Below are 14423 nucleotides of genomic sequence, written 5' to 3'. Positions count from 1 at the left end.
GGCCGGCGGTCCCCGCTCGCGTCACTGCGTCCGGCACCGGCACCGGCACCGGCACCAGCACCAGCACCAGCACCAGCACCAGCACCAGCACCAGCACCAGCCTGAGTCTGCGGGCGTCCGTACAGCGCTACGACGGTCCTTCCCCGCCCGCCGCGTCCCAGCCGTTCAGGAAGGCGGCCAGGGCGCGGCGTTGTTCTTCTTCGCGGGTGATCTGGCGGGCGAGTACGGTGCGGTCGATAAACGGGTCGGCGGCGGCGAGGACCAGGCTCTGCAGTGCACGGTCGCTGACCTGATGCAGGCCGAGCCGGTCGCCGTCGCCGAAGCCTCTGAAGAGCAGCCGCAGTCGCTGGCGGCGGGTGAGGTGCCCAGGGCCAGGCCGGGGCCGGTGCGCCCGGTACCTCGGCGCGATGGGCCGCGCCGCCTGCTTCCGCCGAACTGAGGCTGACGTGGAGCGGACGCGGCAGTGCCGCGAGTGCCTGACCTGGGGTGAGTTCGCCCGTGACGTGTGTGGTGGTTGCAAGGAGTGGCAGCCCGCCGCCGGGCCGTCGGCGGTGTGCAGGCTGTGCCCGGCACCGGCAGCGGGTGAGTATCGACGGGCTGTGCCGCCTGTGCCTGATCACCCTGCGGTCGCAGGAGCGTGCCCCGGACTTCGATGATGCGCTCGGGCCGGAGGACATCCAGCTGATGGTTCACGTGTCCGTCGGCCGGCTCGGCCTCGCCCTGCCATTGTCCCGCGGCGGCGTACGGCCGCGCAGCCAGCGGCGGAACGTGAAGGCCGGACGCCGGGCAAGGCCGCATCTGGACGATCAGACCGTAATCCCTGCGCCGTGCCCGGGCAGGGGGTTCTCCTCCCCGCACAGCGGACGGTCGATGCTCTTCACCTGACCCGGATCCGGGACCGGACCTGGCCGGAGTGGCCCCGGCTCGCCGCCCTGGCAGCCGAGATTGCCGGCGAGCGCCGGGTGAGTGACTCCTGGCGGCGGATGGTGCTGAGGCTGGTACGCGCGGCCTTGTCGATGCGGGATGCCGACGGCGCCCGGCTTGTTGCCGAGGAGTACTTCGATCAGCTTCCCAAGAACGGGACCGGCGGCGCCGTCGAAGTCCTGCGCCGCGCCGGCCTGCTCATGCCGCGGTCCCAGCCCAAAAACCGGTGGCCGACGCGCAGCTGCGGTCACTGCGGCTGCTGGGGCGTCACCAAGGGGCTGTGCCGGGGCTGCGAGAGCTGGAAACACGAGCCGATCCGCTACCCCGTGGCCGGCTGCGCCCGCTGCACGCGCACCCTGCCGTTGTCCAGGGCGGCCGCTCTGTGCCGGGGCTGCCTGATCCACGTCCGCGAACACGGCCCCGACACCCCGGGGCACACCCAGCTCCAGCTTGCCCTGGGCAAGCGGCCCGTCACCCAGCTCAAGCACCCCGCCCACTTCCTCGGCTACGACACCACCGCCACCACGCACCGCACCCGGGCCCGGGAACGCGCCCGGCGCAGACCGGCACCCCGACCAGTCTCCGAGCATCTCGTCGACCCCCAGCAGGGCGCCTTGTTCCCGGCAATGCGCGACTGGAGCAGGCTCGCCTCGTTCACCGCGGACGAACTGCCGGCCCTGACTCCCGACGCGGAACGGCTACTGGATGGCTTCACCCGGTTCTGCCGCGCCCAGCTCCGCTTCACCGACCCCAACCCGCACGGTCACACCGCAGCGTTGCGCGCGCTGCGGATCGTGCTGGCCCACCTCGGCGCCGCGGCGCCCGTCCACGAAGCCGACCTGCGGGACCTGGCCCGTCTCGATCCGAACATCAGCGCCCAACGAGTCATCGGATTCCTCACCCAGCTCGGGCACCTCGTGCCCGCACCCACCGTCGATCACGACCAGGCCGCCATCAACCGGCTCACCGCCACCTTCCCCGACCCCCTGCGCACCGAACTCCACCACTGGGTCACTGTCCTCAAAGGCGAAGGACGCCGCCGCCACCGGCTCCTGCCCACCGCCACCATCCGCGGCTACCTGTGGCAGGCCGCACCCATCGTGCGCATGTGGAGCGAACACACCACCACCCTGACCGCCATCACCCAGCAGGACATCCACGACGTCCTCACCCGCGCACCCGGCAAACCCGCCCGCAGCGCGCACCATGTCCTGCGCAGCCTCTTCGGTGCCCTGAAACAACAGCGCGTCGTCTTCCGCGACCCCACCCGAGGCATCCACCTGCCCGCCAACCCGCCACTGCCCCGCTCCCTGCCGAGCAACCGGCTCGCCAGCCTCCTCGACCGCGCTCACACCCCCCTCGCCCGCCTCCTCGTCGCCCTCACCGCCATCCACGCTGTCCTGCCCTCCCAGGCCGCCGCCATCCCCTTGCGTGACCTCGACCTGGCCAACGGCCGCCTCCGGCTGCCAAGCCGCACCCTCTACCTCGACTCCCTCACCACCGAGCTCCTGTGCACCTGGCTCACCCACCGCCAGAACACCTGGCCCGCCTGTGCCAACCCCCACCTCCTGGTCAGCGCCCAGACCGCCCTCGACCCCACCGGTCCACCCATCGGCAAAACACTCCTGCGGAACGCCATCGGCCGCACCGAACTGACCGCCCGCGCCCTGTGGCAGGACCGGATCCTCGCCGAAGCCCGCCACAGCGCCGACCCCGTCCGTCTCATCCGCCTCTTCGCCATCGCTGACTCCACCGCCATGCGCTACGTCCAAGCCGCCCACCCTGAGAAGACCGGCCGACTACACCCGTGACAGCCGCCGGCAACGCTGGGTGGAGTCGGCCTGAATGCCAGGGCAGCGCACCGCCGGTGTGGAGCGGGCCATTCAGTGATCCGATCATGCCCGGGGGCGGAAACAGTCGAAGGCGGCCTCGCCGAGTGGGCGGGGCCGCCTTCGAGGGGCAGGGCGTCAGGAAGCGGGCGGGGCCACCTTCGCGAAGACGGCCGGATGCGCCCTCGCTCGGCTGCGGCCGCCGCACCGCTCCACTCGCAAGAGGCTCATGGAGCAGGGCGCTCGTCTAGCTTGTTGGGTACGCTTGCGCCATTAACAGCCAGTTTCTTGTAAAGCTCCTCTGCTTCTTTCGTCACGTCCCTCATCGCCTTGCAGACTTCACGCTGGAGGCCCAAAGCATCCTGCTTGAGTCCGATTCCATATTTTTCGGGGACGCCGAATGGGTCGTGGGCGATGACATAGGCGTCCGGGTGCCGGTCTTCGTACTGCTGCAGGATGGTGGAGTCTGTCATCACTGCGTCATATTTCCCTCTAAGCTCGTTGATGCAGAGGTCGTAGTCGCTCGGTGTGGCCCTTTTCTCGAATTTTTTCTCCTTACTGAGGAATGCATCTGCGGTCGACCCTTTAACTACACATACGCGAGTGTCTGGGGGAAGGTCTTCGAAGGCGTTCACCGGCACGTTCCTGCGTTGGATCCGTGCATTCTTGGTTCCTGGGAAACGCTCCAGCATGATTCTTTCGGGTGTCTGGAAGTACGGTCCGGCGAAGAGGACAGGCGGGTGACCGTCAACGCCTCTTTTTCGGTCAACGGAGATCCCGTAAGTCCCGATGAACATGTCTACGTATCCGTTCTCCAGTGCCTCCGCGCGCCCGTTTGTCCCCTGGTCTACGAACTTCCATTTTTTGATCTTCAGAGCTTTGGCGATTAGCTTCGCGTACTCGATTTCCACTCCGCTCCACCCATGCTTCTTTTTTTCACTCAGGCCTAGTTGACTCCTTTTTACCCCGATCTTCCACGTCACTTTTCCGGCTTGAGCATCATGGAGTCGCTGCAAGGAGAAGTCTTCTTTTGGGCTGTTGGACGGACTCGCGCTGACGGATGGTCGGGCATCGGTGGTGCCGGTGTGATGGCCGATGAGCCAGATGCCGCCGGCAGCGAGAACGGCGAGGCAGGTGATGCAGCCTGTCAGGACGGTGCGTCGACGTGGCGGGCTCAGCAGCTTTCGGGGGGTGCTGACTTCACGGATGTTGGAGGGGACTGTCGGCTCTTCCTGGCCTGACGGTCCCTGGCTGACCACAGGTTCGGGACTGACCTCTTCGCCAGGCTCCTTGCGAAGAGTCCACGCGGTCACCAGGGACTGTGCGCTGCCCAGTGTGCGGCTGTACTCCGGGAGATCGGCTACGCACAGGCGTCTCAGTGCCACCGCGAAATCCTGAAGAGCCTCGCTGTCCCCGTGGTGGACGGCCGTTTGTGCAAGCCCCAACAGAGCCACCCAAGGCCCGCTGTCAACGCTGCAGGCCCTTACATAACCTTCCAGGTGTACGCGCCCCGGTAGGGCTCGACCGTTCGTCACCCGGGAGAGGGTGCCCTTGTCGAAGTGCGCCCGCGGAGCCATCTGCCCCAGGGACACGCCTCGCTCGCTACGCAGCCCCACCAGCGCCCACGCCAGCGCTTCGACGGGGGTGTCGAGCGGGTCGTGTTCCCGTACGGGACTCAACGCGCACCCCCGCCCCGGTATGAGAGGTCGAACAGGCGGTGGGTCACGTGGCTGGCGGCCATGCCTCCACCGGCTGCGTAGGCCAGCGCCGTCGGCAGGTCGTAGCCCCCGGCCACCAGGATGACAATCACGATCTCGATCACGACCAGAACGCCCAGCCGCCAGACGGGCGGTGCCAGAACACACCTGGCCGTGCTCCTGCTCTTGTCCCTGCGCTTCGGGTTCCTCATGGTGACTCCTCTGGTCCGGACTGGTGATGGCTGTGCCGCCGGGCACACGCGTCCTTGGCTGGGGTCTGCAAACCCCGGCCGACGCCTCGGTGACATCCATCAGCCTTGAACAATTAGCGGCCGTGTCGCCAGAGTTAACCGCGCTTTAGCATTGCGGGCGGGTTGTTCCGCAACAACGACTCCTCAGTTGTAATGCCGTCCAACAACCCCCAAGAGCTCCCCCAACGCAGCTACCTCGCCAATCGACGCCGCCTTCGGACCGTAATAACGTTTGTGCAGGTCACAACGGATTTGCGGTGTTGCAGGATCAGACTTGCAACACCTGCGGGTCCCCGATCGACGAAGCGTCACCCACACTTCAAATGGACAGGTCTCCCCTACGGGGCACCTGCCAGCGGACGTCCACTGGTCCGGACACCGCAGTACACAGGGGCGGCCTGCTGCTGCAACGGCGGGCCGCCCCTCCAACAAGCCGACCAACCACTCGCGCTCTACCGCTCGCCCCGCTGAGGAGAATGACCGGCGCGTCGACGAGACAGCTAATCCGTCCAACCCGCGGGGGTGGAAACGGTCGAAGGCGGCCTCGCCCGTGCGGGCGGGACCGCCTTCGCGGGGCAATGCGTCTCAGGAGGCAGGCGGTGCGGCCTTCGCGTAGCCAGCATCGACGTCTGCCCCGGTCCCAGCGAACTGATACTTCTCCCAGGCGCTTTGGCGGGTGACGCCGAGCGCATCGGCGACCTTCTGCCAGGACTCGCCTTGGTGCCGAGCCCGGGCCACCGCGATCACTCGCTGTGGCTCGATGCTTCCCTCCAGCTCGCGCAGCGCCCCGAGAGCAGCGAGCGGGCGATCCTGCGCGAGGGCGTAGAGCCGGAGGACCAGGTCGCTCATCTCCTCTGCGACGTCGCGCGGCGGCACCGCGATGGTGGCAGCGGCGATGTGCTGCTCCCAGTCCGCCTTCACCGCGGCGGCGGTGACCGACGGGTCCGCGCTGAGCGAGCGGGTTGGCCCGTGCCAGACGCACTGGCACTCGGCGCGCAACGCGGTCGGATCGCCGGCGCGCAGAGGGTGGGTGACCGGCCCGGTCTCGGTCCAGGCGTCCCACTCCTGCCACCGGTGCCCGTTCCAGATCCGTCCGTCCGGTGCCCCGCTGTCGTCCAGGGCGCGGGCCAGGCCCTCGTGCTCGCGACGGCCGTCAAGGTCGTGGTCCCACATGAGCTTCCTCCTGTATCAGTGACAACGGTGTGTCAGGCTAGCCTGACACACCGTCTTTTGTCAGGCGCTCCTGACGACTTGAAGTTCGCGAGCGAGGCGGAGCAGCTGCTGAAGAGCGTCGAGGATCCGGGGCAAAAGGCCACGGTGTGCGCCCTGCTCGCCATCGCTCACGGAGTGATGGAAGCGGGTTTCGATATTCACGACGTGAAGAACGCCATCGAGGAGCACTAGTGACCGGCTTGCTCAGCGGCCGAGTATCCGGATGAAGGTCAGCGGCTGAGGGCGGGGTGTGCATCGCTGCATGAATCAGCTCACCCGACGCCGCTGGATCTTCTCTCCCATCACCTCATGGCAGGCCAGGCGGCTTTCATGCATGACTGGCATCGGCCACGACGCCGCGTGGATCAAACTCCGCACCACCACCCATCCCGAGGAAGCCGTCTACGCCCGCCACCGGTTACCCGGCGAGGGGGGCGCCTCGGGTCGGTAGGCGCAGCGAAGCCCCGAACCGCACGGTCCGTGGTCCGAGGGGACGAAGGGGCCTCCCGGCTGCCTGATCGGGGAGGCGCCCTTCGGCCTTCGGGTGGTGGAGATCTAGTGCTTGACGTGCGCGGAGTCGATGCTGTCGTCGATGCGGTACGTGACGCCGGTCGTCTGGCCGGCCTCGGCGTCCGGGTCGATGAGATTCACGAACTCGACGAGCTTGCTGTAGAGCCGACCGCATCGGGCGGAGACCGCGACGTCCTCCGCCTTCGCCCCCTCGTTCAGTGCTGCCAGAAGCTGCGCGAGGTTGTGGCCGGAGAGGATCACCTGCTGCATCCCGTTCTTGGCCGTGCCGCTGGTGATCTTCTTGATCCGTCCCTCCGGCAGATTCGGGTCAACGCCGAATCTGCTTGCCTCGATGCTGCTCGGCGCGTTCGGGATGTCCAGGATCGTCACGGGCCTGGTGCTCTGGGTCCACTCAGGCTTCCACTGGCCGAAGGCGCGGATGGCCATGAAGGTCCAGGTGTCCTCGTGGCAGACCAGAGTGAGGTAGGAGACGCCGGTGGCCGCCCGTACGTTCTCGTTGTGAACGGCCAGGTCGGCGGAGTTCTCCGCGATGGCCTTCTGCCGGGCGGCCCGGTCCTCCTCGCGCCACCGCTTGTCCTGCTCCCACTGCTCCAGTTCGATCTGCCGCTTGGCGGCCTGGTTGGCCCGGTACTCCTCGCGCCACGTCTTGAACATGCGTCCCGCTTCCGGTCATTGCTGAAAGTGATCCAAGTGTGTCCCTCCGTATCCGGGCCTCGGTAGTCCGCTTTCGGTTTTCCGTGGCTCATCACGCGCGGTCCGGAGCTCCGGGTGCGCCCTCCGGTAGCCCGCGCTCGCCGTCCGCGATTCGCGTACAAGGGGGATCGCGTCGGATAAGCTCTCCTTATCCGATGCGACAGAACGGGACATGACGATCGGTCAGCCCCGCCTCGCTGAATCCCGCTGAAGGGACACCACAGACCGATGACAGCCGATGTCCGTACCGAGTTCCGCACCCTGCACTACGGCGACGACATCACCGCCGCACACGTCGACGGCCTGACCGACTTCCTGATCACCAAGCTGAGTGCGCTCGAGTCGGCGTCCGAGAAGGGCACGGACGCCCGCTGGACCGCCGAAGCGCTCGAGAGCCTGGTCCGGGACATCGCCGGCGGTGTGCGGCACGGCATCAGGAACCGCGACGCGGACCGCGCCCGCAGGATCGACTCGGACTGGACGCTGGGCCACCGGCAGGAAGTGCGCCGGGAGTGGAACCGGCTCGTGGACTTGGCTGACCGCTGGCGCGACACCAGCGAAGCCCACCGGTACGCGCCCTGGGCGCGGATTGAGCACCACAACGCCGAGGCCGAAGCCAGGGCGGTCGCGGAACGCGTGGCCAAGGAGGGCGCGTCGGGCGACGAGCCCGAGGTGCACGCGGACCGGATCACCCGCGCGCACCTCGACGCCCTGCACGGCTTCCTGAAGAAGCACACCGACCGGCTTCTGGGCCTGCACCGGGCTGGCACCGAGGAACACCGCGCTGCACTCGCTCTGGAGACGGCCATCGATATGACCCGCGACGATGTCCACATGTCGCTCACCTGCGACACCGACATCGACCGGGACCTCATGGAGCGCCGGGACGCCTGGAACCGTCTGCGCCACTTCGCCCTCCCCTGGCAGGACGACCCGGCCTTCGACATCGCCCGCTGGCCACGGGCCAAATACATCCCGCTGCGTGCCGCCGAGGAGCGCGTGCCCGGCCAGGACCGGACCGCGGAGGGCGACCGCCCGTGACCGTGATCCTGGAGACGGCTGCCGACGACACCGCCGGGCCGGAGGCCGTCCCGACGGTGCTCGACCCGGCGGCCGCCGAGCGCCAGGCGCTCATCGAGCGGTGGGCCGAACGTCACGGTGTCGACGCCGCGCGCCGCCTGGCCGAGGACGAGGACCTGGCCGATGCCGTCGCCAAGGAGATCACCCCCGACAACACCGTCGACACCTACAGCAAGAGTTGGAGGGTGTGGACGCGGTTCTGCGCCGCCGGCGGCCTGCCGGAGCTGGAGGGTTCCCGGGGCGCCCTGGTCACCTTCGTCGCCTGGATGCTGCGCGAGGGCCAGCAGAACGGCAGGGGCTACGCCCCCAGTTCGGCCTCCACCCACCTGGCGGCCGCCGTTGTCGGGCTGCGCGAGCGCGGCGTGATGGTGTCCGGCGACGACCAGGCCGAGGCCCGCGCCGGGTTGGAGGGCCTGGCGGTCAAGCTCCTGCAGGCCGGGGAGCGACGCGGCCGCGGACAGGCCGTCGGTGCCGACGTCGACGGGCTGCGGGCCGTCGCCGGTGCCTGCCCCGACACCCTCACCGGCGACCGGGACAAGGCGCTCACGCTGACCGGCTTCCACTACGCCAGCCGCTCCCAGGACCCGGCCGGGCTGCTGACCGGTGACGTCACGCTGCACCCGCGGGGCCTGGCCGTCGCCGTGCTCACCGGCAAGACCAAGCACTCGGTGCGCAACGCCAAGATCCGCTACGCCGACGATCCCGAGATCTGCCCGGTGCGGGCCTGGACCGCGTACCGCACTCGGCTGGTCGCGGAGCACGGCCCGCAGTGGGCCGCCCCGTCGACGCCGGCGTTCGTCGGCATCGACCAGTGGGGCCACATCACCGGCGGCATGGGACCGGACTCCGTCACCCGCGCCATCAAGCGCATCTCCACCCGGGCCGGGGTGCCGATCGCCTGGACCGGCCACTCCCTGCGCATCGGCCTGGCCTCCGTGGGCCGTCGCAAGGGCAAGGACGGCATCGCCATCGCCGACCAGGGCGGCTGGGCCCGGCACTCCCGCTCGATGCTCGGCTACATGCAGCGCGACGACGGCTGGGACGACAACGCCTCCGCCAGCCTCACCTGACCGTACACAGCTCAGCCCCGGTCAGACCCGTTGGAACTAACAGGTCTGACCGGGGCTGACGTGTGCTTGGCGTCCTTCCGCTCAGTCGTGCCGCATCTCGATGAGGCCCGGGTAGTCCTCCTGGGGATGGCGGACGCCGGGGAAGATGCGGACGCGGCCCGCCTCCTCCTCCCGAACGCCCCAGGGCGTGTCCGGCAGCGTCACCTTCTGCGTGTACGAGTTGCAGCTGTAGGTGCAGGTGAAGTGGTCCTCCCAGAGCGTCACTTCCCTCCGGCTGCCCGGGAGGCGCATGGTGTGGATGAGGGCGGCGTCGTCCTCGCAGTCGCACTCCTCGCCGTGCAGCCCGTCGGTGCTGCCGCACGGGCACGGCTGGCCCAGCTCCTGCTCCGGGTCGTCCCAGGACATCTGGGCCGCCACTGCCGCTGGCCAATCCCGTGCTCGAGCACCTGGCCCGTCTCTAGCCGCGCCTGTTCACACCCGGTTGGTCCCGTTAGACCCAACGGAACCAACCGGTGACCCCGGGGCCCCGGGAGGGGCTACACGTACGAAGATGATGCGCCCGGTGACCGGGTTCAGCACCGCCACCTTCAGCGAGCTCCTGGCGGCAGCCTGGATGCGAGAGAGCCAAGTCTGATTCGGTACCAGGATCGTCAGGTCCTTCGGCCACCGGGCGAGTGCTTTCGGATCAGGACACACCACACCAGCCAGGCCGAACTCGCCGCCTCCCCACCTCGCCCGGGAATAGACGAGCAGCCCGTTGCCGTGGGCCGGGCTCTGATCGCCGTACTTGATTGCCTTGCCGGAAGCGGACCGGACCATCTGCGTGAAGGCTTCCCACACCAAGGCATCCAGGCCGGCGTACGCGAAGAAGCCCGCCAGCCGCTGCAACTCCGCCTCCCGTACCCGCTTCCGTTCCCGCGCACGCTCCTCGGCCTCTCGGCGGCGTTGCGCAGCGGCAGCGGCCTTGTCGGCGGCTTCCTGGCGGCGACGCTCGGCGTCGGCGGCCCGCTTGACGGCTTCGGCCTCGGCCTCCAGCTGGGCGCGGGCGAGGGCCAGGCGCTCGTAGGCGGGAGCCGTCCACCACACCGTGCCGTTCATGGTGGTGTGGACGTGCACCCGCTCCTCAAGGACCCACTTGATCGCGTCACCGAGCGAGCAGGTTATGTGCTCCCACTTCGCCTTCGCCTTCAGGGTGCGCGGCGCCCAGGCGTAGCGCACCATCCCGTGCCAGACCGTCCAGGTCTCGCCCCGCTGCTGCGGGAAGCGGACCCGCAGCGAGGGCACGACACGCTCCCACGGCCGGTCTTGCAAGGCGACCCAGCACACCGCCACCCCGTCCTGCGCGTAGCGGTCCGTACGCATCCGGGCGTCCTGCGGCGTCATCGGCGACAGCTGTGCCTCCAACGCCATGAAGGGACGACCGTGTTCGTCGAAGACCATCACGTCGGCGCGCCAGTTCCGGGTCTCGCTGCTGACCTCCAGATCCGCCCGCCAGCCCGCCGCCCGGGCCGCCATGGCCAGCTCCAGCTTCAACAGATGGTGTTCAGGCGACTCGTTCGCAAGCTCGCAGTCCTTGGGCCGCACCTGGTGGTAGAAGTGCCGGGCACTGCGCTGGGAGACCCGGGCAAAGACCCGTCCCCGGCACTCCGGACACGCCAGCTCCAGCTCCTTGACGCGATGGACGTCCGTCCAGGCGCGACGGCACCCGAGATCGTCCAGCGACGCGTCCAGCCTGCCCCATAACGGGTGTACGGCGGTGTACCCCATCAGCCCCCCTCATGCGCCCCACCGCAAGCGTCCCCAGCCCGAGACGGGCTCACGCCCCTCGCGCCCGGTGCGCCGTCGAGTCCTCCCCGTCGTCCTCCGCCAAGCGGAGGACGACACCCGTTCCGGCTGGTGTCCGCTTCGCAGGTCACGCTCCCTTTCGCGCCGCACACGTGGACAGCCGTGTGCGCCAACTACAGGGAGAGGGGAAGGCAGTGGAGACGAGGGCGACGGGGGCCTACCGGGAACGGGCGGAGCGCCGGCGGCGCACGAGGGGAACGGGCGAGGCCCGCGGGGACGGCTGGCAGCGCACCGAGGAAGACGAGCAGCTGCTGCGCCTGGCCACCCGGTACAGCACGCTGACGCTCCACCAGGCCGCGTACGCGTGCTGGGGCGGGCGGATCGAGGCCGCCCGGCGGCGGGTGCGGCTGATGACCCCTGATCAGATGCTGTGCGCGCTCGACTATGTCGAGGCGACCTGGTCCCTCGATGTCGATGCCATGGACCGGCTCGACCAGGAGAGCAGACCGCCGATCCGCTACCTCCTGGCGGACGTCCTGTGTCTGCTGGACTTCGGCCCGTGCCCGGGTTTCTGAGCGGTGGAGGGTCGGGTGCTGCTGGGCGATCCGCTCGCGCAGCTGCTTCTCGGTGCGGGCGCCGTCGGCGACGGAGAGATGTCCCGGCGAGGCGCAGGTGAGAGACGGCTCTTGTCGTCGGACAGGGAGAGGACCCGCGGCTGCTCCGGTGTGCGAGCAGGAGGCGTGCGAAAACTCGCTGACCCCGTCCGTGGGGGACCCCTCGATCATTGCGTGGCGAGAACCGCAACAGCTGCGACTGCGGCGACGACTGCGACCAAGGCGGTGGCGACCGCAGCGGCCACACTCAAGGGCCTCTCCAACCGGGGATGACGGTAGGCCACGTACATGACACCGACCACGACCAGGGCTCCACCCAATACCAGGAGCAACACGACGGACAGGGCGAGAGCCAACAGGACAGGCATGGGCACGGTTGAAACAGACATGAGGGACCTTGCTTCTCACGATGATGTAGGGGCGCCTGTTGCGCCTCACAATCGACCCTGCGGCGGACCATGAGCTTGCGGGAGAGGGAACGAGAAGTTTCCGGGCAAGTGGAAACGAGGCGGCCAAATCCGTTGTTGCGGAGGGGCGAGTCCGTACCCGAAGGGCTGTCCAGACGATCACTCGCGCCACGCACCTGACCGAAACTCGGTTTGCCGTACCGCACGACACCTGAGGGTCTGGGAAGGTTGGGACCTGCTCCGCCGGACTGTCGGGGTACCTGAGGGGGGAGTCGTGATGGATCGGCCAAGTTCTGCGGGGCCAGCGGCCGAATACGCGAAGGCGTTAAGTGCCGCGGTAGCAGACGGCTTCCGCTCGCGCAGCGGCACACAGAGTGAGATCGCCAAAGCGGCAGTTATCTCGCCGGCGACGCTCTCCCGTTACCTGAGCGGCGTCCGGCTCGCACCACGCGAGTTCCTGACGGAGCTGGAGAAGTTCTTCTCCGGGAGGGGCACGCCCATGCCCGCTGAGGTGCTTGCCCAGCTGAATGACCTGTGTACCCAGGCCCATAAAGTCAGTCGTTCTCCTGCCATCCAGGTGAGGCACCTGCGAGAAGACTCCGTCCGTAGAGAGGAAGACCTGGTCCGTAGTGAGGAAGACCTCGCCCAGGTGAAGAAGGACCTCGCCGATGAGAAGCAGGTCGCCGAGCAGACCCTGAACGAGCTCAATGCGAAGATCCAGGATCTGGCTGAGCAGCTGGGGGCTGCGTGGGAACAGGCCCGCACTGCCGAGAGAGGTCAGAGCGAGCTGCAAGACGGCGTCGAGGAGCAGAACAAGCACCTAACTGGCGCGCAAATCTATGTCCGGCAGGTCGAAGCCGAACTCACCGAACAGCGCGACAAGGTCGTGCTACTGCAGCGTGAGGTCAAGACCTTGCGACGGCAGAACAGGCAGCTGATCGAGGAGAGTACGGAACGGACCAAGGATCTTTCCTCTGAGTCCGTTTCCAGTATGTCAACGCAGGTCAAAGGCCGTCAGTCTGGCAGAGAGGGAACACGGCGAGAGGTCTCTGGCAAGGCTTCCAGGACCTCTTCAGCGCCGTCGAAAAGATCAACGCCTCACCACACCCTTCCCGAGCCTTCTGGCAGCATGCCGAGGCCGAGCTGGAAGTCCGTGGCAGTGGCGCTGATTCTGGGTGGGGCCTATCTCTTCTGGATCATCAAGGACGGCAACTTCAACGAATACGGCCCCAGCCCGATGCGTTGGGCCACTCAGGAAATCTGGGATCTGATCACCAAGTGACCGAGCGACGGCGCCCTTGGCCCAGGTCGGCAGGATCTCCGTCGTCAGGATCTCTTCGTGCCGGCGCTCGGCCAGTACGACCGGAACGACGTCCTCGTCTCTCAACATGCCGCCCCTGGCAGGAAGCGGTCTTGGAGTGGTTGTCGATCGGACGCCCCGACGGAGGGCGGGAGCGCCTGAGGTTCTGACCGGTCACCGCTCCACCCCGCTATGCCCGGGCGCCTGGTGCTGTTCGTCGTGGTCGCGCAGCATCCGGATGACGGTCGCCGGCGAGGGGTGCTGGCCCTTCGCGGCCCCCGTGTTGGACGAGGTTCGGCAGGATCTCACCGCGCGCGTTCAGCTCTTCGGGTCGCCCAAGGTCCAGGCCCTGTGGCGATCGGTGTCGGAGTCATTTCAACAGCTCGACTCCTATGTCGAGAATCTGCTGGTGATGCAGGGGGATCGGGCTGTGGTCCGCCCTGACGCTGAGGGGGATGCCGAGTACACCCGACTCAGCCAGAAGGTGTCAGCGGACCGCCGCTCACTTGTCGAGCAGCTACGTAAGGAACTCGACACGAACCGCCATCTGCGCCAAGCCGCCTGATCCCTGCCCGCTGTTGGCGCTGCCTCCACCCGGCGGGCGGAGGCAGCTGGCGTTCGAGCTGTAGCGGCTACTTTGCACCATGGGTCAGAGATAGGACGCTGGGGCCAACTCGCTGCGTCTGTCTGCCCGTGGCCGTACGTGCGGGTGCGGGGCGGTCATGACTACCTCTCGGGGTTGGTCGCGGGTCAGGCGGCGGTGAGGTACGCGGCGGCGGCGGCGACGAACTGGTCGTGCGTGGCCCGCGCTTCGGTCTGCGCCGCGGCGAGTTCCTCGGTGCTCGTATCGGCGTCCCGCATCCAATAAGTGGCGGCCACCATGTCGTGCGCGGCGGCTCGGACGGTGGGGTCGGGGATGAGGACCTGTACGGCGACTAGGGCCTGTTATGGAAGTGGGCTTGCTGCCGACCTCCGAACCCGGACGGGCGCCCTCGGGCGCCCGTCCGGGAGGTGTCAGAGTTGACGGAAG

The 14423-nt window shown here is 68.2% G+C and carries 15 protein-coding genes; 8 read left to right on the top strand and 7 right to left on the bottom strand.

Features of this window, described 5'->3' with window-relative positions:
* Positions 1 to 190: 190 nt before the first annotated feature.
* Together ACF08M_RS40500 and ACF08M_RS40495 are read left to right on the top strand one after the other, a co-directional pair.
* A complete protein-coding gene (locus tag ACF08M_RS40500; RefSeq protein ID WP_392190317.1) occupies positions 191 to 439 on the top strand; it encodes a hypothetical protein in 249 nt (82 codons plus the stop codon).
* A gap of 388 nt (positions 440 to 827) precedes the next feature.
* Complete coding sequence (locus tag ACF08M_RS40495) at positions 828 to 2735, top strand: hypothetical protein (protein WP_392190316.1); 1908 nt, start codon at positions 828 to 830, stop codon at positions 2733 to 2735.
* Positions 2736 to 2980: 245 nt separating this feature from the next.
* Here ACF08M_RS40495 and ACF08M_RS40490 read toward each other — a convergent pair whose 3' ends face one another.
* From ACF08M_RS40490 to ACF08M_RS40480, 3 genes are all read right to left on the bottom strand, one after another.
* Positions 2981 to 4432, bottom strand: coding sequence for a transporter substrate-binding domain-containing protein (locus tag ACF08M_RS40490; protein ID WP_392190315.1), 1452 nt, complete (start codon positions 4430 to 4432; stop codon positions 2981 to 2983).
* On the bottom strand, positions 4429 to 4662 hold the full coding sequence (locus ACF08M_RS40485) for a hypothetical protein (protein WP_392190314.1): 234 nt from the start codon (positions 4660 to 4662) through the stop codon (positions 4429 to 4431). The genes ACF08M_RS40490 and ACF08M_RS40485 overlap by 4 nt, the downstream gene beginning before the upstream one ends.
* A gap of 624 nt (positions 4663 to 5286) precedes the next feature.
* The gene (locus tag ACF08M_RS40480; protein ID WP_392190313.1) at positions 5287 to 5874 is read right to left on the bottom strand and encodes a hypothetical protein; all 588 of its coding nucleotides are present in this window, start codon (positions 5872 to 5874) and stop codon (positions 5287 to 5289) included.
* Between the two features lie 78 nt (positions 5875 to 5952).
* Here ACF08M_RS40480 and ACF08M_RS40475 point away from each other — a divergent pair, with 78 nt between their 5' ends.
* Positions 5953 to 6105, top strand: coding sequence for a hypothetical protein (locus ACF08M_RS40475; protein ID WP_392190312.1), 153 nt, complete (start codon positions 5953 to 5955; stop codon positions 6103 to 6105).
* 363 nt (positions 6106 to 6468) lie between these two features.
* Here ACF08M_RS40475 and ACF08M_RS40470 read toward each other — a convergent pair whose 3' ends face one another.
* Positions 6469 to 7098 (bottom strand): hypothetical protein, encoded by a 630-nt coding sequence (locus ACF08M_RS40470; protein ID WP_392190311.1) that lies wholly within the window; start codon positions 7096 to 7098, stop codon positions 6469 to 6471.
* Between the two features lie 267 nt (positions 7099 to 7365).
* Here ACF08M_RS40470 and ACF08M_RS40465 point away from each other — a divergent pair, with 267 nt between their 5' ends.
* Positions 7366 to 8178, top strand: a complete 813-nt coding sequence (locus ACF08M_RS40465) for a hypothetical protein (protein ID WP_392190310.1) — start codon at positions 7366 to 7368, stop codon at positions 8176 to 8178.
* Complete coding sequence (locus tag ACF08M_RS40460; RefSeq protein ID WP_392190309.1) at positions 8175 to 9287, top strand: integrase; 1113 nt, start codon at positions 8175 to 8177, stop codon at positions 9285 to 9287. Before ACF08M_RS40465 ends, ACF08M_RS40460 begins: the two co-directional genes overlap by 4 nt.
* Positions 9288 to 9368: 81 nt before the next feature.
* Here the strand turns inward: ACF08M_RS40460 and ACF08M_RS40455 are convergent, their stop codons facing one another.
* On the bottom strand, positions 9369 to 9692 hold the full coding sequence (locus ACF08M_RS40455) for a hypothetical protein (protein ID WP_392190308.1): 324 nt from the start codon (positions 9690 to 9692) through the stop codon (positions 9369 to 9371).
* A gap of 66 nt (positions 9693 to 9758) precedes the next feature.
* Positions 9759 to 11054, bottom strand: coding sequence for a competence protein CoiA (locus tag ACF08M_RS40450; RefSeq protein WP_392190307.1), 1296 nt, complete (start codon positions 11052 to 11054; stop codon positions 9759 to 9761).
* Between the two features lie 212 nt (positions 11055 to 11266).
* On the opposite strand from ACF08M_RS40450, the gene ACF08M_RS40445 reads away from it, so the two are divergent.
* Positions 11267 to 11647: a hypothetical protein gene (locus ACF08M_RS40445; protein WP_392190306.1), complete on the top strand. Its 381-nt coding sequence runs from the start codon at positions 11267 to 11269 to the stop codon at positions 11645 to 11647.
* A 206-nt stretch (positions 11648 to 11853) separates the two neighbouring features.
* On the opposite strand, the gene ACF08M_RS40440 is transcribed toward ACF08M_RS40445, so the two are convergent.
* Positions 11854 to 12075 (bottom strand): hypothetical protein, encoded by a 222-nt coding sequence (locus ACF08M_RS40440; RefSeq protein WP_392190305.1) that lies wholly within the window; start codon positions 12073 to 12075, stop codon positions 11854 to 11856.
* Positions 12076 to 12370: 295 nt separating this feature from the next.
* Between ACF08M_RS40440 and ACF08M_RS40435 the strand changes: the two genes are divergently transcribed.
* Together ACF08M_RS40435 and ACF08M_RS40430 are read left to right on the top strand one after the other, a co-directional pair.
* On the top strand, positions 12371 to 13375 hold the full coding sequence (locus ACF08M_RS40435; RefSeq protein WP_392190304.1) for a hypothetical protein: 1005 nt from the start codon (positions 12371 to 12373) through the stop codon (positions 13373 to 13375).
* 256 nt (positions 13376 to 13631) lie between these two features.
* Positions 13632 to 13958, top strand: coding sequence for a hypothetical protein (locus ACF08M_RS40430; RefSeq protein WP_392190303.1), 327 nt, complete (start codon positions 13632 to 13634; stop codon positions 13956 to 13958).
* Positions 13959 to 14423: the final 465 nt, after the last annotated feature.

The organism is Streptomyces sp. NPDC015032, assembly GCF_043080425.1.
Classification (GTDB): domain Bacteria; phylum Actinomycetota; class Actinomycetes; order Streptomycetales; family Streptomycetaceae; genus Streptomyces.
The sequence above is the reverse complement of the archived record's forward strand: the minus strand, read 5'-3'. Positions and strand labels throughout refer to the sequence as shown.